This is a genomic window from Fructobacillus broussonetiae (assembly GCF_018437275.1).
Taxonomy (GTDB): Bacteria; Bacillota; Bacilli; order Lactobacillales; family Lactobacillaceae; genus Fructobacillus; species Fructobacillus broussonetiae.
The window spans coordinates 112,653-135,660 of the sequence record NZ_JAAMFK010000003.1 but is presented as its reverse complement, the minus strand read 5'-3'; the positions used below and the strand labels follow the sequence as shown (position 1 = coordinate 135,660).

General features: G+C 44.0%; 25 protein-coding genes and 2 tRNA genes. 24 read left to right on the top strand and 3 right to left on the bottom strand.

Annotated features, from left to right (window positions below; translation table 11 throughout):
- Nucleotides 1-183 precede the first annotated feature (183 nt).
- From G6R29_RS03220 to rlmH, 3 genes are all read left to right on the top strand, one after another.
- Nucleotides 184-256: transfer RNA gene (locus G6R29_RS03220), tRNA-Lys, on the top strand.
- Nucleotides 257-308: 52 nt separating this feature from the next.
- Complete coding sequence (locus G6R29_RS03215; protein ID WP_213808924.1) at nucleotides 309-1,076, top strand: M15 family metallopeptidase; 768 nt, start codon at nucleotides 309-311, stop codon at nucleotides 1,074-1,076.
- A gap of 534 nt (nucleotides 1,077-1,610) precedes the next feature.
- Nucleotides 1,611-2,090 (top strand): 23S rRNA (pseudouridine(1915)-N(3))-methyltransferase RlmH, encoded by a 480-nt coding sequence (gene rlmH / locus G6R29_RS03210; RefSeq protein ID WP_213808923.1) that lies wholly within the window; start codon nucleotides 1,611-1,613, stop codon nucleotides 2,088-2,090.
- 38 nt (nucleotides 2,091-2,128) lie between these two features.
- Here the strand turns inward: rlmH and G6R29_RS03205 are convergent, their stop codons facing one another.
- A complete protein-coding gene (locus G6R29_RS03205) occupies nucleotides 2,129-2,776 on the bottom strand; it encodes an NAD(P)H-hydrate epimerase (protein WP_213808922.1) in 648 nt (215 codons plus the stop codon).
- Between the two features lie 76 nt (nucleotides 2,777-2,852).
- Between G6R29_RS03205 and G6R29_RS03200 the strand changes: the two genes are divergently transcribed.
- The 3 genes from G6R29_RS03200 (at nucleotide 2,853) to G6R29_RS03190 (ending at nucleotide 3,789) form a co-directional block, all read left to right on the top strand.
- A complete protein-coding gene (locus tag G6R29_RS03200) occupies nucleotides 2,853-3,185 on the top strand; it encodes a hypothetical protein (protein WP_213808921.1) in 333 nt (110 codons plus the stop codon).
- A gap of 90 nt (nucleotides 3,186-3,275) precedes the next feature.
- Nucleotides 3,276-3,363: transfer RNA gene (locus tag G6R29_RS03195), tRNA-Ser, on the top strand.
- A 72-nt stretch (nucleotides 3,364-3,435) separates the two neighbouring features.
- Nucleotides 3,436-3,789 carry a DUF1304 domain-containing protein gene (locus G6R29_RS03190; protein WP_213808920.1) on the top strand — a complete coding sequence of 118 codons (354 nt, stop codon included), beginning with the start codon at nucleotides 3,436-3,438 and terminating at the stop codon, nucleotides 3,787-3,789.
- 79 nt (nucleotides 3,790-3,868) lie between these two features.
- Here the strand turns inward: G6R29_RS03190 and G6R29_RS03185 are convergent, their stop codons facing one another.
- Complete coding sequence (locus tag G6R29_RS03185) at nucleotides 3,869-4,504, bottom strand: FAD-dependent oxidoreductase (protein ID WP_213808919.1); 636 nt, start codon at nucleotides 4,502-4,504, stop codon at nucleotides 3,869-3,871.
- A 219-nt stretch (nucleotides 4,505-4,723) separates the two neighbouring features.
- On the opposite strand from G6R29_RS03185, the gene G6R29_RS03180 reads away from it, so the two are divergent.
- The 5 genes from G6R29_RS03180 (at nucleotide 4,724) to G6R29_RS03160 (ending at nucleotide 6,092) form a co-directional block, all read left to right on the top strand.
- Nucleotides 4,724-5,032 (top strand): hypothetical protein, encoded by a 309-nt coding sequence (locus G6R29_RS03180; protein ID WP_213808918.1) that lies wholly within the window; start codon nucleotides 4,724-4,726, stop codon nucleotides 5,030-5,032.
- Nucleotides 5,033-5,098: 66 nt separating this feature from the next.
- Nucleotides 5,099-5,416, top strand: coding sequence for a type II toxin-antitoxin system RelE/ParE family toxin (locus tag G6R29_RS03175; protein WP_213808917.1), 318 nt, complete (start codon nucleotides 5,099-5,101; stop codon nucleotides 5,414-5,416).
- A gap of 13 nt (nucleotides 5,417-5,429) precedes the next feature.
- The gene (locus G6R29_RS03170) at nucleotides 5,430-5,582 is read left to right on the top strand and encodes a hypothetical protein (RefSeq protein WP_213808916.1); all 153 of its coding nucleotides are present in this window, start codon (nucleotides 5,430-5,432) and stop codon (nucleotides 5,580-5,582) included.
- A gap of 15 nt (nucleotides 5,583-5,597) precedes the next feature.
- The gene (locus tag G6R29_RS03165) at nucleotides 5,598-5,747 is read left to right on the top strand and encodes a hypothetical protein (RefSeq protein WP_213808915.1); all 150 of its coding nucleotides are present in this window, start codon (nucleotides 5,598-5,600) and stop codon (nucleotides 5,745-5,747) included.
- Between the two features lie 3 nt (nucleotides 5,748-5,750).
- Nucleotides 5,751-6,092 carry a CHY zinc finger protein gene (locus G6R29_RS03160; protein ID WP_338017262.1) on the top strand — a complete coding sequence of 114 codons (342 nt, stop codon included), beginning with the start codon at nucleotides 5,751-5,753 and terminating at the stop codon, nucleotides 6,090-6,092.
- Between the two features lie 326 nt (nucleotides 6,093-6,418).
- Here the strand turns inward: G6R29_RS03160 and pnuC are convergent, their stop codons facing one another.
- Nucleotides 6,419-7,147 carry a nicotinamide riboside transporter PnuC gene (gene pnuC, locus G6R29_RS03155; RefSeq protein ID WP_213808913.1) on the bottom strand — a complete coding sequence of 243 codons (729 nt, stop codon included), beginning with the start codon at nucleotides 7,145-7,147 and terminating at the stop codon, nucleotides 6,419-6,421.
- Between the two features lie 307 nt (nucleotides 7,148-7,454).
- Between pnuC and G6R29_RS03150 the strand changes: the two genes are divergently transcribed.
- From G6R29_RS03150 to G6R29_RS03090, 13 genes are all read left to right on the top strand, one after another.
- Complete coding sequence (locus G6R29_RS03150) at nucleotides 7,455-8,723, top strand: NupC/NupG family nucleoside CNT transporter (protein WP_213808912.1); 1,269 nt, start codon at nucleotides 7,455-7,457, stop codon at nucleotides 8,721-8,723.
- A gap of 153 nt (nucleotides 8,724-8,876) precedes the next feature.
- Entirely contained in the window at nucleotides 8,877-9,248 is a 372-nt protein-coding gene (locus tag G6R29_RS03145; RefSeq protein WP_213808911.1) for a hypothetical protein, read from the top strand.
- Between the two features lie 28 nt (nucleotides 9,249-9,276).
- Nucleotides 9,277-9,825 (top strand): hypothetical protein, encoded by a 549-nt coding sequence (locus tag G6R29_RS03140; RefSeq protein ID WP_213808910.1) that lies wholly within the window; start codon nucleotides 9,277-9,279, stop codon nucleotides 9,823-9,825.
- A gap of 326 nt (nucleotides 9,826-10,151) precedes the next feature.
- Nucleotides 10,152-12,830, top strand: a complete 2,679-nt coding sequence (locus G6R29_RS03135; RefSeq protein ID WP_213808909.1) for a valine--tRNA ligase — start codon at nucleotides 10,152-10,154, stop codon at nucleotides 12,828-12,830.
- Between the two features lie 160 nt (nucleotides 12,831-12,990).
- A complete protein-coding gene (locus G6R29_RS03130; protein WP_213808908.1) occupies nucleotides 12,991-13,959 on the top strand; it encodes a beta-ketoacyl-ACP synthase III in 969 nt (322 codons plus the stop codon).
- 149 nt (nucleotides 13,960-14,108) lie between these two features.
- On the top strand, nucleotides 14,109-14,819 hold the full coding sequence (locus G6R29_RS03125; protein ID WP_213808907.1) for a CAP domain-containing protein: 711 nt from the start codon (nucleotides 14,109-14,111) through the stop codon (nucleotides 14,817-14,819).
- Nucleotides 14,820-15,011: 192 nt separating this feature from the next.
- On the top strand, nucleotides 15,012-16,172 hold the full coding sequence (locus tag G6R29_RS03120; RefSeq protein WP_213808906.1) for an LCP family protein: 1,161 nt from the start codon (nucleotides 15,012-15,014) through the stop codon (nucleotides 16,170-16,172).
- A 90-nt stretch (nucleotides 16,173-16,262) separates the two neighbouring features.
- Nucleotides 16,263-17,207 carry a Ppx/GppA phosphatase family protein gene (locus tag G6R29_RS03115; RefSeq protein ID WP_213808905.1) on the top strand — a complete coding sequence of 315 codons (945 nt, stop codon included), beginning with the start codon at nucleotides 16,263-16,265 and terminating at the stop codon, nucleotides 17,205-17,207.
- Nucleotides 17,204-18,436, top strand: a complete 1,233-nt coding sequence (locus tag G6R29_RS03110) for a hydroxymethylglutaryl-CoA reductase, degradative (RefSeq protein ID WP_213808904.1) — start codon at nucleotides 17,204-17,206, stop codon at nucleotides 18,434-18,436. Before G6R29_RS03115 ends, G6R29_RS03110 begins: the two co-directional genes overlap by 4 nt.
- Complete coding sequence (locus G6R29_RS03105; protein ID WP_213808903.1) at nucleotides 18,420-19,391, top strand: nitrate ABC transporter ATPase; 972 nt, start codon at nucleotides 18,420-18,422, stop codon at nucleotides 19,389-19,391. The genes G6R29_RS03110 and G6R29_RS03105 overlap by 17 nt, the downstream gene beginning before the upstream one ends.
- Before the next feature lie 18 nt (nucleotides 19,392-19,409).
- Nucleotides 19,410-20,117 carry a Sir2 family NAD-dependent protein deacetylase gene (locus G6R29_RS03100; RefSeq protein WP_213808902.1) on the top strand — a complete coding sequence of 236 codons (708 nt, stop codon included), beginning with the start codon at nucleotides 19,410-19,412 and terminating at the stop codon, nucleotides 20,115-20,117.
- 151 nt (nucleotides 20,118-20,268) lie between these two features.
- Nucleotides 20,269-21,171, top strand: a complete 903-nt coding sequence (locus G6R29_RS03095; protein WP_238476868.1) for a cation diffusion facilitator family transporter — start codon at nucleotides 20,269-20,271, stop codon at nucleotides 21,169-21,171.
- Between the two features lie 434 nt (nucleotides 21,172-21,605).
- A complete protein-coding gene (locus G6R29_RS03090) occupies nucleotides 21,606-22,988 on the top strand; it encodes an Nramp family divalent metal transporter (protein WP_213808900.1) in 1,383 nt (460 codons plus the stop codon).
- Nucleotides 22,989-23,008: the final 20 nt, after the last annotated feature.

Here is a 23,008-nt window from a genome sequence, read left to right as displayed (position 1 = left end):
AAAAAGCAGGCGAAGGTCTGCTTTTTTCGTTTTGATTGAAAATAAAAACGGTCTTTTTTGATTCGTCCTTCGTTGACGGAAAAACCAATGCCAATTTTGGAATAAATTCTCAAAAAGATGGGGAAATCGCTTGCCACTCCCTTGTTCCTATGGTATTATAATTCTTGTTGATAAGGACATCATGGTCAGTTAGCTCAGTTGGTAGAGCAACGGACTCTTAATCCGTGGGTCCAGGGTTCGAGCCCCTGACTGACCATCTCAAAGGACCGGGAAATTCCCGGTCCTTTTTCTATGCATTGGAGGATGAAATGACGCAAAAGAAAAAACATTTGTTGATTGCCTTTGGTGGTTTGTTACTCGCACTCGTCTTGTCGTTTGCAGTATCCTACTTCATGCAACCGCAGCGGCACGAAAGCAGCGGAAAAACAGAGAGTAGCAAGCAAACTCAAACGAAACTAAAGGATCTCCCAAAGGGGGTTTCTTCTTCTGACTGGGATTTGGTCCTCGTCAATAAGTGGAACAAGCGCGATAAGGAAATTAACTTCGATAAGACGCAGGTTTCTGGAATTGCAATGGATACCCGAATTAAGCAAGCGCTCTTGGACTTCCAGTCGGGGGCACGCGCTGCTGGTTACCAAACGCAGTTGATTTCTGGTTACCGCTCCATCCAGTATCAAAAGGAAGTCTTTGCTGGTGTAAAGCAAAACAACATGGCGGAGGGGATGTCTGATGCTGAAGCGGAAAAGAAGACCGCTGAGGTTGTGCAGTATCCTGGTTCTTCTGAACACCAAACGGGACTGGCCGTCGACTTGGCTGGACGCGATGCCTTTGAAAAGTATCCAAACCTCGAAGCAGAGATGGACACCTTTGCGTCACAGAAATGGTTGATCGACCACGCAGCCGATTACGGATTTATTCTCCGTTACCCAAATGATAAAGAACAAATTAAGCAGACGGGTATCGATTATGAGTCATGGCATTTCCGTTACGTGGGTGTCAAAAACGCCCAGTACATGAAAAAGCATAACTTGACGCTCGAAGCCTACATAGCAGGCTTGAAGGCGGATGGACGCTAAAGAAAAAGCAGTCGTTTTTACGGCTGCTTTTTTTAGTTGTTATGTTCCTGTAAAAGTCAAGTAATCACCATAATCGAATTTCGACTAGACCAATTAAAGAATGCATGTTCGCTTGTTTTAGGGTAAAATCTATGCATTGAGAGATGCTCGTATGTCTTGTTCGTCTTTAATCTTCGTTTTATAAAGTTCTTAAACGAAAAATTGCGATTCTTCGTCGCTTTACTTAGAAAAAACCGAAGATTTTAAACGAAAAAAGAAGCGAACAAATGTGCTTATCAACAGGTGTGGATAAGGTTGTGGATAAAGTTGGACATTTGGGGATAAAAGGCTTAAAATCAACATTCGTGAACTTGGATATCTTTTGGACTTTTACCGGGTGAAAAAAGCATTTCCTGTGGATAAAGATGTAAAATAGCACAAGAAGCGCCTTTATATAGCTTAGAACGTGGGTATAACTGTGGATAACTAGGTGGATAAGTCCGTTTTTGGGGGATAACTTTTCTGCTTAGACCAAAATGAAAGGTTGAAATTTAAATGAAAATAAAGATTATTACGGTTGGAAAATTAAAGGAAAAGTACCTCAAAGACGGGATTGCCGAGTACGTAAAACGTCTGTCGCGCTTTGCCAAAGTGGAACAGGTGGAGCTTGCAGACGAGAAAACCCCAGACAAAGCGTCTGAGGCGGAAAACGAAGAAATCATGGCTAAGGAAGGGGAACGCATCTGGGCCAAGATTGGTGAACGCGACTACGTGGTCGTCTTAGCCATTGAGGGAAAACAATTGCCTTCTGAAAAGTTATCCCAAAAGCTTGAAGCCGCAAAAACTGCTGGGCATGGGACGTTGACTTTTATCATTGGTGGATCATTAGGACTGGACCCTAAGATTAAGAAGCGGGCTGACCTGCTTTTGTCCTTCGGACTCCTGACCCTGCCACACCAACTCATGCGCTTGGTGCTTGTGGAACAGATTTACCGGGCCAATATGATTGCTCAGGGATCGCCTTACCACAAATAAAAAAGACGAACGGCAAAACCGTTCGTCTTTTTGTCTGTTTACTTAATTGAGAAGGTAAAGTTTTCTGGGGTTATCAAGCCAATGTCTTGGACGATGATACGACCAGAATTCTTCTTGCCGGCGCCACGGCTTGTTCCAACCTTTTGGAAACCGAATGCAATGGTAGTTGACGCCTTCAGAACCGCTCCACGTATTTCACCGGATGTCGCGTCAATCCCCGTTGGGATGTCTAAGGCGACGACCGTGTTGTCGATGTGGTTTGCGGCCTTCACCATCTTTTGGAGACCATCCGGAAGATCAGCGTTTAAGCCCGTTCCGAAGATGGCGTCGATAATCAAGGATGGTTCCTTGAAATCGGACTTCTCGGCGCGCTCAACCCCGCAGGCTTCGGCAGCCTTGAGCTGGGCCTTCACATTATCGTTGGCCCGCTTGACGTTTCCAACGAATTGGAGGGTGACCGGAATCTTTGCCTGGTGCAAGAGGCGGGCTAAGGCCACGCCGTCTGATCCGTTGTTTCCGAGTCCAGCAAGAACTAAGACTTTGGAGAGGTCGTAGTTTCCGGCCGCTAAGACATTCATCGTCGCCATTGCAGCTCGTTCAGTTAAGACGGCCTGACCCAAACCAACTTCATCCATGGTGTAGGTTTCAATGGCCCGTTGTTCATCGCCAGTTACCAGTTGTGTCATGTTTTTCACCTTAGTATAATAGTTATAGTTATTATAATATAAAGACAAAGATTTTACATGTAAAAGGAGACTGGTCATGATGGATAGCATGGATGTCGCAGACGACTATCAACAAGTAAAGGACCAAGTCGCCATTTTGAACGCCCGTGGCGAAAACGTCACGGAAGATCAGGTGATTAAGCGCACGTTGAAGCGTGGTTTGGAAGAAATTTTGGACTACCGCATGGACGGCACCTTCTACACCGTGAAGTGGGACGACGAGGGCAACCTCGAACTCTTTGATGTATACAAGGAAAAGGCCGGAACTATTAAGCCAATTAAGGATTCCTTGATTGAAGACTTCAAGGCGGATGACCAGGGCATCTGGGACCACTTTAACTTGTCCATCATGTCACTGGTGGCGCGTTAAGTTCGTATTTTTCAGGCTTTAAAAGTCGGCGGCGCACCGCCCGCGATGCTTGCCGTCATGCGGATAATCTGGTATAGTATTATCTGTTATGGAGAAGTACTCAAGAGGCTGAAGAGGCGCCCTTGCTAAGGGTGTAGACGTGTTAAAGCGTGCGAGGGTTCGAATCCCTTCTTCTCCACTATAACAAGAGGATGACAAAGATTCCCGCTTGCGTCATCCTCTTTTTGTTTAAAAAATAAAGGAGACAGTTATGTCTGAATTAACAACAGTTTTGAACGTCCTTGTGGCGATCGAATTCTTTTATATTTTCTATCGAGAAACCATTGAGCCTAAATCTGAAAAGACCGCAACGTTGTTTTCACTATCAAAAGAAGACGTTCAGGTTGAAAAGGTACAACTGCTTTTGAAGAACCAAGGGGTGTACAACGCGTTGATCGGTTTTGGAATGCTCTACGGTCTTCTTTTTCAAAAATCGCTTGTTACACCAATTCTGATTTACATCGTACTGGTTGCACTTTATGGTGGGTACTCTTCCGGTAAGGCGAGCTTGTTCTTCAAACAGGCAGGATTGGCTGTGATGGCTTTGCTGTTGGGAATGATTTAAAAATATTCCTCAATGATATTGGTTGTAGGCTAGTCTGAAAATTAATAAAAAGAAAAGACGACCAGAATGGTCGTCTTTTTTAATACCTGTAACCAAAAAGAACATCAGTTTTAATTTGATCTTCTTGAATTCCGTTCTCCAGTAGGGTCTGCTTAGTGTCAGATACAAAGGATGAACTGCCAGAGATGAAGAAAACATCATTATCTAACTGATCAAGTAAATCCGTTTCAAATTGTTCTTTTGATTCTGGATAACTAGCTTTTGATGCTAATTTGCCTGTTACGTTCTTAAAAGGATGGTCTCCTTTCGCAACATGGATTAGGCTGTTTTCGGAGAAACTGCCCTTGTTGTTTTGTTCTTCTAAAATGGCGTGAAATGGTGTTATCCCAATTCCTTGAGCGATAAAGAGGTTCTTTTTTTGATAATCGATATTCATTGTACCGATTGGTCCAATGAATAAAATCTTGTTTCCTTTAGTCAGGTTCATCAAACGCTTCTTAAAACGACTCTGACTCTTAATGCTCGTCGTAAAGGCCAAATATTTCTCGGAGGGAGCCGAAGAAATTGAAAATGGATGGGGCCTGGTTAGACCGCCCTGAATGAAAAGGGCGAATTGCCCAGCGGTGTATGTTAATTGTTCAGGTTTCTCAAAATAGAAAGTATAAGTGTCGAATCCTAAGGATTCTTTTTTTAAGAATTTAATGGTTTTTAGCATAGAATGTACTTCCTGATTCATTGTGTGAATATTTATATTTATTCTATCATTTTTAAATTAAGCGAATCTTCTAAGTTTTGACATGATGAACTTTTTTATTAATTAAAACTGCGTGCCCTAAACGACATATTTTCGTGAAAAAAATAGTATCATTCGGGAAACCGTTGTATATTGACCCTAGAAATTGACGCATTTAAAACAATGAACAGGGAGAAATGTATGCTGAATACAGATTTAGAAATAAAATTGGATCCAAAGCAACTATCGTCTGGCGCAGATTTGATTAAAGAATTAATTGATGATTTTTCTGTTAGTAAAGTGGATATGGCCATAGCCTTGTCGGTCCCGATTGCAGAACTAGATAAGCTTTTAAATAAGCAAGTTTTTATGTCACAAGAATTAGCTTACAGTTTTGAACGGATAACTGGAATTTCAACGAAATTATTGCTGAACTTGGACGGGGGCTATATAAGCGCTCACTACAATGAAGAGTGCTTAGATTTGTACTATCTTAAGCCTTATAACTGACTTACTTATATTTTCCCATGCACTTCATCCTTTCATAACTTAATTCAAAAGATTTGAGGTGGGGAGGTGAAATGTTATTTTAAAAAGAAAAAACTATCTCGTATATTCAAAGATGAGCGTCTTCGTAATAGAGAATATGGAAAGAAAATCTCGAATCAAATTCGATCTCGTATGGAACAGTTTGCTTATGCGGATGAGTTGGCGGATTTAAGAGACATGCCAGCCTCTGGTTTACACAAGCTAAAAGGGAACGCTTACTTCGCGGTAACGGTTAGTCCAAATTACCGTTTGATTTTTGAAGGATATGATTCCGACGACAAACTAAGTGTAAATGAACGAAAAATTGTGAGTGTTAACTTAATCGATGTTATCGATTATCATTAATAAGGAGATAGATATGTTAAATAAAGAAAATACAATTGTCCTCTCAGATGCTGGTGAAACTTCAGCTGCAGATGTTTTGAAAGAAACAATGGAATATTTCGGACTTTCGAATGATGAAGTAGCAAAACGTGTTGAAATAACAGAAGAACAATTAACGTTGATTTAAAAAAAGAAGATTTTCATGTCAGCTGAATTGGCAGCGAAGATTCAACAACGTGTTGGTGGCAGTGCCGAAATCATGATTCGACTGGATGCCAATTACCGCTTACATCATGCGCCAGTTAAAATTAAGCAGGAGCAAGGATTTTATCTTCAAGCATTTAGCTATTAATTGATGATCATGAAAGGGCGACCCATGATAAAAAACTCACCTGTCGTCATGCACGGTATTGGTTTAGGATCCAAAGGGACCTGCACGCATTACCACAAAGACGTCGACATTGCTGGATTGCTTTGTGGGCGGTGTGAAAAATACTACGCCTGCTTTAAATGTCATGATGAATTAACCAACCACAGCTTTGCCCCATCTTCGACTAAAGAAGGGCACCCAGTCTTGTGTGGTTCGTGTTTGACTTTGCTAACCTACATCGAATACCAAGAGGGAGCATGTGTCAATTGCAAGGCACCATTCAATCCCGGCTGCGCCCTCCATAAAAACCTTTATTTTTGTTCCTGATTGTTTGCGCAGAACAATGGAAGAAAGAAGGACGTTTCATGAGGATTGCGGTTATTGTTGGATCCAACCGCGGGTACTTCGTATCACGAATGGTGGCGCACTGGTTGGCACCGCTTATTTCGGGGATGGATTAAAGATGAACCGTTTGCCAGTCAGCTTGCGTTTGAACATTAAGTCAGATGAAATTGGCCGTCGGGCATAGGCAAATGAAGTGGCTGCCTTTTAGGAGAAATACGAAAAAGATGTCGAGCTGTTAAAGCTGGCGCTTAAAATATCCGATAAATAAAAAAGCCTTTCTAAAGAAGAAAGGCTTTTATTTTATGTGTTTAAATTTCTCTTGTGTACCAGTACCAAGCCCCGTACAAAGCGTTGATCAACATCACAATTTGTAACGTGAGCATGGAAACGGCGTAAGAGCCGTCGAGCACAAAAAAGTTTTGCGTCCAAACCGTCACTTGCACGATGTCAACGGCAATCCAGGCAAACCACTGGGAGCGGTAACCATAGGTCATGAGCAACTGCCCGATGATATTTAATGGCAAAACCGCTGAGTCGAGGTAGACCTGCAAGCCGTTCAGATGTTTTGAGATGGTCAAAACCACTAAGTAGGTGATGATAGTGACGGCCAATACCGCCCATGCAAGCGCCTTTGTCATCTGCTTGAACTCAAGCTCACCCCTTTCGTTGTTACGCGACTTCGACCAGAAGTAGATTCCGGAGAACTGCATGAGGAAGGCAAAGCCTTGCGCAAAGACGTCTCCGAAAGTCCGGGAATGCAAAGCAACCATCATCCAGGCCGCCGTACAAATCAACCCCCAGAAAAAGTTTGATTGTTTTCCTTGGTCAACTAAGGCCAAGTTAATGACCGCGGCTAATCCGGTGGCTAAGGTTAACCAGGCCAAACCAGAACGGTCGGAAGAAAGAATAAAGGTCAAAAGCTGTGCGCCAACCATGATGGCTAGCATGGTCCAAGTTGCTTTGTTCAAAGTGACGAGGTCCTTCACGATTGCCTTTGGCGAGAACGTGAGAGCCAGCGTGTGTTTTGTTTGATTCATGATGAATTCTCCTATTGTTTTTTAAGTGCCGTCATCGGAAGCAACGCACCGTGTTTATTCGTTTATCTAATTGATAAACGGACCTATTATAGCATAGCGATTGAATCCAACAGTTGTCTTGTTAAATCCGACAGTTGTTTACTTTTGTAAATGTTATTATTAAACAAAAACGAACATTAGAAGAAATTTAATCGAATAGTTCGGCTAATTAACGAAAAATAGCCCTTGTTTTTATATTTTACTATTCTTTCAAATGGTATAATTTAAGTATTGTGAATTGTGTCGGAGATATACAGGGGGTAACGACATGTATTTGTTAGTTAACGTTTTGGGGTTGGTGGTCTTTATTGGACTTGCCTTCCTTTTCTCAAAGAATCGGTCCGCCATTAAGTGGCGTTCAGTTGGAATTATGACCGTATTGAACTTGGTTTTGGCTTGGTTCTTGACGTCGTTTTCAATCGGGCGTGACATGGTCGATGCGGCAGCAAACGGTTTCAACGAACTGGTTTCCGTTGCATCAGTCGGAATTGAATTTGCTTTGAAGCCACTTACGGGTGCAAGCCTACAACCAACGTTCATGACGAACGTTTTGTTGCCAATCTTGCTCGTTGTGCCATTGTTTGACATTCTGACTTACTTCGGTGTCTTGCCATTCATTATTAAGTGGTTGGGAAAGGGTTTGTCAAAGATTACCGGACAACCAAAGTTCGAATCTTTCTTCTCAATTGAAATGATGTTCTTGGGTAACACGGAAGCCTTGGCCGTTTCTGGATTGCAATTGAAGAACATGAACGCGAAGCGTAACTTGACGTTGGCCATGATGTCAATGTCTTGTGTGACGGCTTCTGTTATTGGATCATACACGCAAATGATGCCAGGTCGTTTCATCTTAACTGCTGTGCCAATCAACGTGATTAACGCCTTGATTGTAACGGCTATCTTGAACCCAGTTGATGTTCCTGAAGAAGAGGACACGATTGCTAAGATGGGACCTGCTACACCAGCCGCTGACAACGTTGATTCAGGTTCAAAGGAACTTGGTGACGAAGTGAAGGATGAAGTTGTTGCGGAAGGACGTGAACCATTCTTCTCGTTCTTGGGTGACTCAATCTTAAACGCGGGTAAGTTGATCTTAATCATCGCTGCCAACGTTATTGCCTTCGTTGCCTTGGCTGCCATGATTGATAAGCTTTTGGGTGGTATTAACCCATGGTTGTCACTCGAACACATCTTGGGAATCATCATGTATCCATTTGCATGGTTGCTTGGTGTCGGGGCCCACTCATTTGACATGGCTCAATTGATGGGAACAAAGTTGATTACAAACGAATTCGTTGTCATGGGTTCTGTAACGGGTAAGGTTGCCCACTTCCCAGCTCACTACACAGCTGTTTTGACGGTATTCTTGACGTCATTTGCCAACTTCTCAACGGTTGGAATGATTGTTGGATGCTTCAAGGGAATGGTTTCAGACGACAAGAGCAAGTTGATTGCCAAGAACGTTGGTTACTTGATCTTGTCAGGTATCTTGGTATCGCTCTTCTCAGCCGCAATGGTTGGATTGTTCGTTTGGTAAAAAGACCGGTTGAAAAGCGGCCTCTGGGCCGTTTTTTATATTTTAAAGAACCAGCTGTCCCCCTGGCTGGTTTTTTGCTTTAATTGGTGTTTTATGGAAATTCTGATAAAATAGAGGAGAACCAAAAACATTTTTGGAAAGGAATTCAAGTAAATGGCAAAGCCAGAGAACGAAAAAAAAGTTTCAGAAGAAACGACTGAAAAACAAAGTAACAAGGACCGTGTTGAAGACGTTAAGAAGACGGCCCAGGAAAGCGCAAAGAACGCGCTTGATTCAACGAAGAAGGCATATGACGACGCCAAGCAGGGCAACTGGACGAACTTGTTTGAAACCGTTCTGCTCGTTATCATATTCTTGATTGCTTTGCGGGTTATCTTTGGCTCCATCTTCAACGATGCCTTCAAGTATCTAGGAGACTTGTTGATGGCGGCGGTGACGAAGTCACCTTGGCCAATTGTCTTTACTGGATTTATCATCTACTACCGAGACGAGATTCGTGATTTGCTGAATCGACTTGGTCGTTAAGATTTTGAATTAAGAAAGGAAACAAATTATGTATTCACGTTCAACAAAGCGCAAGAATGATGCGCGCGAAGCAAAGGCGACGCCTTTTTATAAGAAGTGGTGGTTCTGGTTGATCTTGGCCATCATCGTATTGGGTGGTGCCTTGTACGCTATCGGTGCCTCATCATCAAACAAGGATGATGATTCTCCAACGCCTGACATCTCATACTCATCAAAGAAGCACAAGACAAGCTCAACGAGTGAATCTGATGATGATTCCGATGAAGAAACGGATGCCGAAAAGGCTGAACGTGAATCATCTGAAGCCGCTGCTAAGAAGAAGGCTGAAGAAAACGCGAAGGCTGCCTCTGACGCTCAAAAGAAGGCTACGGATGAAGCCAACAAAGTGAAGGACCAAAAGCAACAAAACTTTAATAATGCTGAAAGTGCTTTGTCAAATGCTAAGGCAGGTTTGCAACAAGCACAAGGGGCTCACTACGATAATGACGCGGATAAGCAAAAAGCAATCGATGCCGCCCAGTCACGTGTTGATGCTGCGCAAAAGGCATTTGATGCTGCAAAGGCAGCTTTGGGTTAATTGGTAGATAAAAGACTCCTGCTTTCAGGAGTCTTTTTTCGATGCATTTTTAACAGAGTAACAAAAGCTTGACTAACCTTTAAAAGCTTTGTAAACTTAAGTGAACTAGAGGAGTAGGCAAGCGCTACTTTTAGAGACCCGCTGTTTGGTGAAAAGCGGGAGAGTTAATGCCGAAGGTTGCTAGCGTTTAAAACTGTTAATAATGAAGTGGTGCTCGGGTCTCTCGAGCGCAATTTAGGTGGTACCACGTGTTAAGCGTCCTAATCGAAAGATTAGGGCGCGTTTTTTTATGTATAAAAACCGCCGGGAACAAGAAGGAGAAGCGCATGCGTGATGTAAACATGTCAACGAAATACGACCCAACAGCGGTCGAAGCCGGTCGCTACCAAGACTGGTTGGATGAAAAGCTCTTTGCGCCTGAAGCAAACAAGGCCATCCAAGGAAACGAACCAGAACCATATTCAATCGTTATCCCACCGCCAAACGTCACTGGAAAGTTGCACTTGGGTCACGCTTGGGACACGACGCTCCAAGACATGATTATCCGTCAAAAGCGCATGCAGGGATTCGACACGCTCTGGTTGCCAGGAATGGATCACGCCGGAATCGCAACGCAGGCGAAGGTTGAACAACGTTTGCGCGACGAAGGGATCTCCCGTTACGACTTGGGTCGCGAAAAGTTCGTGGAACAAGTTTGGGACTGGAAGAACGAATACGCCTCAACCATCAAGCAACAATGGGGTAAGATGGGACTTTCATTGGACTACGACCGTGAACGTTTCACCTTGGATTCTGGTTTGAACGAAGCCGTTAACAAGGTTTTCGTTGACCTCTACAACAAGGGCTTGATCTACCGTGGTGAATACATCATCAACTGGGATCCACAGGCTCGTACTGCTTTGTCTGACATCGAAGTTATCTACCAAGACGATGAAGGGGCCTTCTACCACGTCAAGTACCCATTCACGGATGGTACGACCTTGGACGGTAAGGACTACATCGAAATTGCAACGACTCGTCCAGAAACGATTTTTGGTGACGTTGCTGTTGCTGTAAACCCATCTGACGAACGTTACAAGGACATCGTTGGTAAGACGGTTAAGGTGCCGCTCGTTGGTCGCGAAATTCCAATCATCGCCGACGAATACGTGGAAAAGGACTTCGGAACTGGAATGGTGAAGATTACACCGGCCCACGACCCAAACGACTTCCAAGTTGGTAACCGTCACGATTTGGAACGCATCAACACGATGACTGAAGACGCGCACATGAACGCTAACGCTGGCAAGTACGAAGGCTTGGACCGTTTTGAAGCGCGCAAGGCCATGGTAGCGGACATGGAAGAGGCGGGCGACATGCTCCGCATCGAGCCATACGTCCACTCCGTTGGTCACTCAGAACGTACGGGTGTTGCCATCGAATCACGTCTTTCAACGCAGTGGTTCGTTAAGATGGAGCCATTGGCTAAGCAAATTTTGGCCATGCAACAAAACGAAGACGAAAAAGTCAACTTCGTACCAGGCCGTTTTGAAGACACGTTCACCCGCTGGATGGACAACATCCGCGACTGGGTTATCTCTCGTCAACTTTGGTGGGGTCACCAGATTCCTGCTTGGTACAAGAACAAGGGAACGGACCAAGAAGAAATCTATGTTGGGACGAAAGCGCCTGGTGACGACTGGGTTCGTGACGAAGACGTATTGGACACTTGGTTCTCATCTGCCCTCTGGCCATTCTCAACCATGGGTTGGCCAAACGAAAACGCGGAAGACTACAAGAAGTACTACCCAACCAACACGTTGGTTACGGGATATGACATCATCTTCTTCTGGGTTGCTCGTATGATGTTCCAAGGAAAGGAATTCACTGGAAAACGTCCATTTAAGAACGTGTTGATTCACGGTTTGATTCGTGACGGTGAAGGCCGCAAGATGTCTAAGTCACTTGGAAACGGTGTTGATCCAATGGATGTCATCGAAAAGTACGGTGCCGATGCCTTGCGTTGGTTCTTGGCTACGGGTTCAACGCCAGGTCAAGATGTCCGCTTTACTTACGAAAAGATGGACGCTGCCTGGAACTTTATTAACAAGATTTGGAACGCTTCCCGTTACGTTATCATGAACTTGGAAGAAGATACGGTCGCCCGTATCCCAGATGCATCAAAGTTGTCCCTTGCTGATAAGTGGATCTTGGACCGTTTGAACAAGACGGTGAAGAATGTTACCGCGATGTTTGACAAGTTCGAATTCGGTGAAGCCGGACGTGACTTGTACAACTTCATCTGGTCTGACTTTGCCGACTGGTACATTGAAATGACCAAGGAATCATTGAACGGGGATGGCGACAAGACAGCCGTGCAAGAAACACTTGCCTACGTCTTGGATCAAACATTGCGTTTGCTCCAACCAATCATGCCGTTCATGGCTGAAGCCATCTGGCAAGAAATGCCAGAACAAGCTGGTAAGGATGCTCACTTGGGTATCCAAGCTTATCCAGTTTATAAGGATGAACTTTCAAACGAAGAAGCGGCGGCTTCATTTAAGTCTTTGCAAGATTTGATTGTCGCCGTTCGTACCATTCGTGCCGAAGCAAAGGCGCCAATGTCTAAGGAAATTGACGTGATGATCAAGGTCAAGGATGCTAACTTGGTATCCATCTTCAACGATAACGCGGACTACATTAACCGCTTCGTTAAGCCTAAGTCACTCACGATTGATGAAAACGTTGAAGTGCCTGATTTGGCTATGTCACAAGTGATTACTGGTGCAGAAGTTTACGTACCACTTGCTGGTTTGATTGACATCGATGCTGAAATCGAACGTTTGGAAGGCGAATTGGCTAAGTTTGAAAAGGAAGTTGCCCGTGGAAACGGAAAGCTTTCAAACGAAAAGTTTGTTTCATCTGCTCCCGAAGCTGTTGTGGCTAAGGAGAAGGAAAAGTTAGCTGATTGGCAAGAAAAGGCCGAAGCGACGAAGAAACGTTTGGCTGACCTTAAAAAAGCTTAATTAAATCTTTAATGATAGGAAGCGACTTTTCTATCTGATTTCAAAAAACCTCACCAAAGAGTGAGGTTTTTATGTTAGTTTTATATAGACTGGTTACGCTTTTTGCAAGCCAAAGGAAGCGTTTGTCTTCTATTAATAAATAAAACAAATAGGTAAAAATATGATTGGATCGAAGATTCTTTCCTCTGGCCATTACGTGCCAGAAGACATTGTCACAAACGATGACCTCGCAAAGGTTGTCGATACAACTGATGAATGGATTGTCGCCCACACCGGTATCAAAACAAGGCGCGTTTCCTTGAAGGGGGAAAACACCTCTGACCTGGCGACAAAAGCAGCTCAGATTGCCTTGGATAGAGCGGGGGTTTCAGCGGATGAAGTTGGGTTCATCATCGTGACCACCTTTACACCAGATGGTTTGGCCCCATCAACAGCTGCCCTTGTTCAAAAGAACATTGGTGCAACAAAGGCTTGGGGCTTTGACCTTTCAACCGCCTGCGCGGGTTTTGTGTTCGGATTAGCGACCGCTGATAAGTTCATGAAGTCAGGTGATTACAAGTACGGGCTTGTTATATCGGCTGAAGTTAACTCAAAGATGATGGACTTCTCTGACCGAACGTCTACGGTATTCTTTGGGGATGGTGCTGGTGCCGTCTTACTTTCAACGAGTGAAGAGGGTGTTATCGCTGGTGAAGAAATGCACACAAAGGGTGACGAAAAAGTCGTGCACTCCGGTCGCATTGCACCTCTGACAAGCCTTTCGGCTGATAATTACCCTCAGATTGATGCGTTTGTCCAAGAGGGACGCATGGTCTACGAAGAGGTAACGAGTAACATCCCAACCCACATTCAAGACTTCTTAAAAGAACAGGACGTGACGCTGGATTCCGTTGATTACATCATCTTGCATCAGGCGAATTTACGGATGATTGAAAAAATTTCGGAATCACTAAAGCAGCCAATGACTAAGTTCATCACAAACGTTGAGGAATATGGAAATTCATCATCAGCCGGTATTGCAATGGCGTTTGACCAACTAAATTCCTCAGTTGATTTGAGTGGAAAGAAGGTCTTATTGACCGGATTTGGCGCTGGTTTCACATATGGTTCGATTTTATTGACCTTCTGAGTTGCAATAAATTTCCTTTTATTGTAATATGAGTGTAACCTACGGGAAATCTTGTGGTAAACACAGTATCCTACAATAGGAATATAGATTGAGCGTAGGCGCGTAACCTACTAATATCCAATATAAAACAAAAATACGGAGAGTCTCTCATGAAGAATAACTTGACTAAGACAATTTTGGCTACTCTTGCTGGTGCAACTGCACTTGCAGGTGCTGGCGTTTCAGCTTCTGCTAACGATGTAACGGTTAAGGCCGGCGACACGTTGTCACAAATCGCTGCTGATAACAACACGACTGTTGAAGAATTGGTATCACACAACAACATTGCTGATGCCGACATGATCTACATCGGTGATGTTATTTCAACTGACGGTGTTGCTTCTGCTTCTGCTACTGCTTCTGCTCAAGAAGATGTTGCTGCATCATCAGACAACGTTAACACTGAAGCTGTTACAAACAACAACACGCAAGCTGATGACGCAGTTAACCAAAACGTTGACTACTCAGCATACTCAGCTGGTTCAAACGGTGCAGTTCAAACGATCATTAATGCGATGAACGCTAAGCGTGCCGCATACGGTTTGGCACCTGTATCATACGATGCATCATTGGCTTCAGTCGCACAAGGTCGTGCAGCTAACGCCGTTGCAAACGGTGGTTTGCCAACTGGTCACTTCGAACAAGTTGCTGGTCCTGAAGTTGTTGCTATCGACTTTTCACCATCAGCCGTTGTTGATGCATGGTTCAACGAAACGAACATGGTTGCAGCACCTGCACACCACAACTGGTTGATAAACGGTTCATTCACGAAGGTTGGATTCGGAATCGTTGACGGTACGATCGTTGGAATCGCTGGTTAATTCTAATTAATTAAATTTAAAAGCGACTGCTTCTGCAGTCGTTTTTTTTATACATTTTTCCTAAGAAAGTAAAGCTTTTGCTAAGTTGACGCGTTTTCGTCCGCTTTTAACTTCTGTTTAATAAGTCCTATGATAGAATAAAGAACATGAGAGTGGTAAAACACAATACGTTAGAAAGCAGAGCAGTAATTCATGTCTGAACAAGAACCAAATCAATTTTCACGAAAAGAACGTTATGATGGTGTTCGTTCAAACCGTAAAAAGAAAAGTCGCGTAAAGCGCTGGATTCTATCCATTCTTTTGATCATCATTTTGGGTGTAGCTGGATGGGGAACTTACCTTTACGCCCAGTACAAGAGCTCAATTGATGACATTCAGAAAACGGCGAAGTTTAACAAAACCCGAAATGTCAGCAACTTGATTGCGCGTGGAAAGCCATTTTCCATTTTGCTTATGGGAACGGACGTTGGTGACTTGGGACGTGACCGTAATGGGCTCACCGACTCCATGATGCTCGTTACGATTAACCCTCAGACAAAGAAAACAACGATGGTATCCATTCCTCGTGATATCATGACGGTTATTCCGGGTTACTCTGAAACTTTCCCACAAAAGATGAACGCCGCTTTTGCTTACGGAGGAGCTGGTGCAACCATGGAAGCCGTTCAAAATTATTTGAACGTTCCAGTTGATTCATATGCATTGGTTAACATGGAAGGTCTTGAAACCTTGGTAGACAAGGTTGATGGAGTTTCTGTTAAGGCACCGTTTGACTTCGTTTACAGTCAAGACACTGCCCACGCATATGGTCCAGACCTTTACCGCTTCCACAAGGGTTCAACCAAGTGGGAACACTCCGACGATAATGGGGTTACTTGGTCAGCTTCGAAGACAAAGTTGACTGGTAAGGCAGCTTTGGCCTTCTCACGGATGCGTTATGACGATCCACAGGGAGATTATGGACGACAACAACGTCAACGATTGGTTCTTGAGGCTCTGGTGAAGAAGGCAGTTAGCGCACAAACACTTCTTGATTCTTCATTCATTAAGTCGGTTTCAAAGAACGCCCAGACTGATTTGTCATTCAACGACATTGTTAAGGTTGCACAAAAGTACCGCGCAGCTTCCAAGAACTTGGTTTCTGATCATCTTCAAGGTACTGGTATTTCTTACGATGCTTCTTACCAAATGGTTAAGAAGAGCGAAAAGCAACGGGTCACCGACATGCTTCGAAAGCAACTTGATTTGAAGGAACGTGAGACAGGTTTGCAATTTGCAGGTGATGTTCCATCAAAGGATACTGCTATTGCACAACGCGCACTTTCTCAAATCGGTGAAACATTAGAATACTAAATTGAAAAAGTGCCAGAATCCCATTCTGGCGCTTTTTTCATTCCTCTGTTTCCATGTTATACTGGAAAATAATCGTTCATCGAGGCTACTATGCAGAAAAAGAAAATTGCAATCATTGACCTGGGCAGCAACTCCGCTCGGTTAGTTCTTGAACAATTTAATAGTGATGGAACTTACCGAGAGTTGCTCCGCGAAAAAGAGGATACCCGTCTATCTAAAGGGATGGGCGAAACTCTGCTTTTGCAAGTCTCACAGATGGATAAGACCATTGAAGTGTTGAAAAAATACAAAGCAGTGATTGATAAAAATGGCATCACTGAAATCCACGGCATCACGACTGCTGCTGTTCGAACGGCGAAGAATCAAAAAGAGTTCTTAGACCGTGTTCGAGAAGAGGTTGGGATTGAACTCAGGATTTTGACGGGTGAAGAAGAAGCGCACTATGATTTCTTAGGTGTGTTAGATTGTCTTCCTGATGTGAAACGTGCGGTGATTTTGGACACTGGCGGGGCATCCGTTGAAGTTGTTCCTTATCAAAATAAAAAGGCAGAACTTGAGGTTTCCCTACCCTTTGGAGCCGTTAACCTTTCAGAAAAGTTCGAATTGGCTGATAAGGTCAAGGAAGAAAACATTCACCGTGCGTGTGAGAAGATTCAAAAGAGCTTTCAAGAATTAGCCTTTGAAAAACAGTACGAGGGATGGCCAGTTATTCTTCTTGGAGGCGCCAATCGTTCACTCGCAAAAATGGCTGAAAAGAACGCATGGACAAGCTGTGGAGTGGACCAGCTCCACGGACTATCCATTACCCAAGAACACGTAAAAGAAATCTTCCATACGATTTCACACATGACGCGTGAAGAGCGTGAACACTTGGCTGGTTTAGAAAAGAACCGTGCGGACATCATCATCTCGGGGCTTCTTCCAGTACTTAATTTGACCCGTGTTTTGAGATCACCATCCGTTATTTTTTCAGAGTCAGGTGTCCGAGAAGGTCTCATTTTTGAATTGATTGCAAAAGAAATGAAGGAAGAATGAACAAGAAGTTTTACCAATTAACAGCAGAAGAACGCCTTGAAGCTCTTGGATTAGATGAATCAATCAAGGCTTTTTATGCTTGTAATCAGAGTAAAGATTCCGAACAGTTAATTGAAAACTACGTGACGGATTACCGTCTTCCTGAAGGAATCCTTCGAAATCTTCAAGTGGATGGCCAAGTATACCAAGTGCCAATGGTGACAGAAGAACCTTCTGTGATTGCGGCTGCAAATAATGGTGCTTCCATCACTAACCTAGGAAGTGCTTTTATAACTACCCAAGTTGGCGAGCCTGTTTTGGGTGGGCAAATTCTATTTGATCATGTAGATTATGAAGAGTTGAATCGTTTTGTGGTTGATCATGTCGACGATATTTTCCAAGCTGCTAAAGAGGCTAAACCTTCGATGGTTTCGCGCGGTGATGGATTAGAGGCTGTTCAATTGGAAGATTTGACGGACCATCGTGCTGTTTTAAACCTAACGGTAAAGACTGGTAAGGCGATGGGCGCAAACGCCATGAACACGATTTTAGAGGCTGTAAAGATGCTCTTTTCTTCCTATGAGAAAAACATCGTCGGCGCCATTCTCACAAACGCCGGACACGACGCCGTTGTATCGGTCGAAACCAAACTTCCCGTGGCCGCTGTTGGTGGTTTAGAAGCAGCAAAAAAGATAAGCGCGCTTTCGACTTTTGGCCAAGTAAGCCCTGATCGTGCCGTGACGGAGAACAAAGGAATCTTTAACGGTTTAGCGGCCGTTGTCCTTGCGACCGGAAACGATTACCGCGCCGTCGAAGCAGCCGGCCATGCTTACGCTTCACGCGACGGGAAGTACCGTTCACTTTCAAAGTGGATGGTTGACGAAACGGCCGAAACGTTGGTTGGAAAAATTGAAATGCCTTTAAACATCGGTGTTCTTGGTGGGGCGATTGCTGCTCTGCCAACGGCCAAAAAGAACCTTGAACTGTTGGGGAATCCGACGGTGGAAGAACTGAAAAGCGTCATGCTCGCCACGGGATTAGCAAACAATTTGGCCGCTTTGAAGGCCGTCTCAGGTCGAGGCATTCAAGCCGGACACATGAAGATGCAAGCAAGAACACTAGCGGTTCAAGCAGGGGCTTCAGGGGCTGATATACAAACCGTTGCGAATCGCTTAATTAAGAGCCCGCGTATTGATCAAAAAACGGCAGAAGACATTTTAGGAGCGATTGAAAATGACACCCAAAATTGAAACTTTATTAGAGCAAGTGAATCAAACTTTCCCTGGAACTGTTATGGTTCGAGTTGGAAATGAAGAAGACAAAACGATGCGTTTGGACCGGGCAAAGCAGTCAAGTTTGGCTGATCGTTTGCTAGTTGAAGTGCCGGATAAGACCGAAGCAGACTTCGTTATCGGGGACGAACTTGTTCGTTTGCTTTTGTCATTGAACGGTATCGTGCCACAAATTTTCTTCGGTTTAACTTTTGAAGACGAAGGGTTGGACGCGCAGTTGGTTAACATCGCGACGCGTTTGCACCGTTCGGTTCTTCACGCCATCTCATTTAATGAATTGGCAAAGCAGGGACTGATGACTGAAAGTGCCGCCAATGCTTACCAAGCGGGTATCGATGACGAATTGGATCCAGAAGAAGACGATGTTGATAAGCAACACCTCTTCCGTATCCTAACGATGCTTGACGCTGCCGTCTTTACGACGACCATGAAGAAGCATGGCTTAAAGGATCTAGCTAAGAAAATGGATAGCCAGAATCAAAAGACTTATCCAAAAGCTTTTGCAGCTGCAAAAGCCTTGGCTGATCCCATCGTATCCGCAGACCTGAAGGATTCACGTTCCATTCGAAAGGCTGTTGTTCGAGTGTTTGCTGGACTCGATGAAATCCTCGTGAAGGCAGAATTGCCAGTTGTTAACGCAAAGCAGTATGTCACGTTGACTCCTGTATTATCAGAACGTCAGTTGAACGGTCCCGTGAAGAATCTCTTTGAGGTCTTCCACTCTGAAATGAATGATTTTGCCTCTAAGGAAAAGGCCTACGTTGGGTTGGGAAAGCAAGATCAGCAAAACACCTTCGTTATCGCGCCACCGAAGAACCCGGACGACCGTCCACAGTTCTTCAAGGAACTCTACGAACTTCCTGTCCGAGAATTACTTGAAAAGTTGGCGTTGCCATACATTTTGCGGAAGTAAGGAATGAGGAGGGAATTAATGGTTGTCGAGCAAAGCGTACAAGAAGCCTTTGACAAGGCGAAAAACATTGTCTTTTTGACTGGAGCGGGGGTTTCAACGCTTTCCGGTATCCCGGACTATCGTTCGAAAACTGGGGTCTATCAAGGCCTGGACTACGCGCCAGAATACTTGTTGTCAGATCAAGCTTTTGATCAGATTCCTGAGATTCAGTACGATTTTATGCAAAAAAACCTGTATTTCCCTGAAGCAAAGGCAAATGTTGTCCACAAAAAAATGGCCGCGTTTGCCAAGTCTGGACGGGCCAAAGTTATCACACAAAACATCGATGACTTAGACGTCCAAGCTGGTTTAAATGATGATCAGTTGATTCGTTTTCACGGTTCCTTATACAATCTCTACACGCCAAAGGATGGCAAAAAAGAGACGTTAGCTGAGTATCAACACTCCTTATACCGCGATGCTGACGGTGCTAAAATCCGTCCCGCCATTACCTTCTACGGGGAAATGCCATTCCGTGTGGATGAGGCCATTCAATGGATGCGACAGTCTGATTTAGTTTGTGTCGTCGGGACCTCTTTCAAGGTTTACCCGTTTGCTGGTTTGCTTGAATACGCCAATCCATCCGTGCCCGTTTTCTCCGTTAACAAAGTCGAATTGGATTCGCTTTCAGGAGTCGAACAAATCGTCACGGACGCCGGTGACTTCTTCAGTGAATTAAAAAATTAAGCCGAAAGGCTTTTTTTTATTTAGAAAAAAGGTATGATACAAAAAGGAGGAAGAAAACATGTCGAAACAAGAAGAGAAGTCTCATTCACAAGACTCCTCAACAAGAAGTAGAGCTGAAGAAGGGCACGAACACGTGCATCAAACCGGACAAATGGCACAACGGCCATACTTGGTGGGGATTTCCTTGAACCTCATCTTCGTTTTGTCCGAGCTGGTCTTTTCGAAGTTGGCGAATTCAACCGCATTGTTCGCCGATGCCTTCCACAACTTATCAGACGTTTTGTCACTCGTCATCGCTTGGTTAGCCGTTTTAGTTTTCGGGATTCAAGCCACAAAAAACAAGACGTATGGTTGGCATAATGTCTCAATCTTGGCATCCATTTTCAATACGGTTTTACTGATTTTTGCAGTTGGAACAATCTTTGTCGAAGGTTTCCACAACCTGTTTAACCCGGGAGACGTCCAGACGAACGGTATGATGATTACCATCGTTGCTACGATTGGTATCTTTGTTAACCTATCCACGGCCGCTTTGTTTAAGGCGTCCGGTGTTCCAGACGAACACGGGCACCACCATGATCAGGACTTAAACGCGAAGACGGCATACTTGCACTTGCTGTCAGATGCTGCCGTTTCAATCGGTGTGATTATCGCTGGTTGGTTGATCAAGATGACGGGCATTCAAATCATTGATCCAATCGTATCCTTGATTATTGGTGTGGTCATTATCTTATCAGCATGGCCCGTCATGAAGGAAACGGTCACGCTTGCCATCAACGGCGTGCCTGATGCCATCGATGCGGATGCCATTTATAACTATTTGGCAACAAAGACCGGTGTCATCGCCCTTCACGATTTGCATATCTGGCCGTTGTCCACAACTGAAACGGCGCTGACCGTTCACCTGACTTTTGAAAAGGATGTCTTGAATCAAGCTCACGGACAAAAGTTATTAGACGAAATCGAAAACACGCTGAAGAATGATTTTGAGATTAACCACGTCACCATTCAAGTTGAAGCAGAAAAAAACAATGAAAATTGTAATGCTATTTAACCATAATAAATACGAATAAATATCATTTGTTTAGAATGGTTCTGGTTTTAGTTCAAATATTTAAAAAATAAATTAAATTAAGATTAAATCATAAAAAAGGCTTGGTCGTTGCTACCAAGCCTTTTTGCTTTAAAAGTTAGACAAAACATGTAATTTGTTACAAAAATAACGCTTGACCTCCGAAAATCCTCGTGTAATATTGAGAATAGACTTAGGAAGAGCCATTGAGTTAAGTAGCTTTCATAAGCTTTCAACAACCAAGTTGAATGAAATCCTTTATGAAAATTATTTAGCGTTGTAAAGAGTGTACTTTTCTAGATTAGAATAATCGAGCAATTGGTTAGGGATTCGTCCGGCCTTTTTTGCTTGAGAACTTTTTTATGCGTATTTTTTCAATCGGCCTCCTGAGGAGAAATCCCAAAGGAGACATAGTTATGGACAATTCCATGAACGAAAAGAGCCACCGCTCATTGATTGAGCACACGGGTGGTAAGTCACTTGAAGAAGTGAACGGAAGTATCGAAGTGCCAAAGAACGCGTCATTCTGGCGTCGTCTCTTTGCCTTCTCAGGACCAGGGGCCTTGGTTGCCGTTGGTTACATGGATCCAGGTAACTGGGTTACATCAATTGCCGGTGGTGCTGGATACCACTACTTGTTGCTTTCAATCATCTTGATCTCATCATTGATCGCCATGCTTTTGCAGTACATGGCTGGAAAGCTTGGTATTGTTAAGCAAGAAGATTTGGCCCAAGCAACGGGTAACCGTACGAACAAGTTCGGACGTTACGCACTCTGGATCATGACTGAATTAGCTTTGATTGCAACGGATATCGCGGAAGTTGTCGGTGGTGCCATTGCCTTGTCATTGCTTTTCGGTTGGCCATTGTTGGTCACGGTCTTCTTGACTGCCTTCGACGTTATCATCCTTCTTCTTTTGATGAAGTTCGGATTCCGTAAGATCGAAGCAATCGTTATGACCTTTATCATCACCATCTTGGTTGTCTTTGTTTACTTGACAATTTTGTCAAAGCCTGACTGGGCAGCTGTGATGGGTAACTACGTACCTCGTCCACAAACGATGTCATTGAAGGCTGCAGAAGGTTTGGACAACCCATTGTTCTTGACTGCTGGTATCATTGGTGCCACGGTTATGCCTCACAACCTTTACTTGCACTCATCAATTGCACAAACTCGTAAGGTTAACCATGACAATCCTGCAGAAGTGAAGGAAGCCGTTAAGTTGATGACTTGGGATTCAAACATCCAATTGACTTTGGCCTTCTTCATCAACTCAATGTTGTTGATTGTTGGTGCTGCTTTGTTCTTCGGTCACGCCCAAGAATTGTCAGGATTCCACCAATTGTACGACGCATTGAACGACAAGAACATTGCTGGAGCAATCGCTTCACCTGTATTGTCAACGTTGTTCGCCGTTGCTTTGTTAGCTTCTGGTCAGAACTCAACGATCACTGGTACGCTTACCGGTGAAATCATCATGGAAGGTTTCTTGCACTTCCGTATCCCAATGTGGCTTCGTCGTGTGATTACTCGTGGTATCGCTATCACGCCAGTTTTGATCATCGCGATTATCTATGGTGGTAACGAAGCACAAATGGATGACTTGATTGAATCAACTCAGGTATTCTTGTCAATTGCCTTGCCATTCTCAATGGCACCATTGATTTACTTTACTTCATCTAAGGAGATTATGGGTCCTTACGCTAACTCAGCATGGGTTAAGTGGGCTGGATGGTTGTCATTCGTTGCATTGACTTTGATCAACGTATTCCTTATTTGGAACACCTTCGCAGGATAAGAAAGTAATTAGGAGGCTAT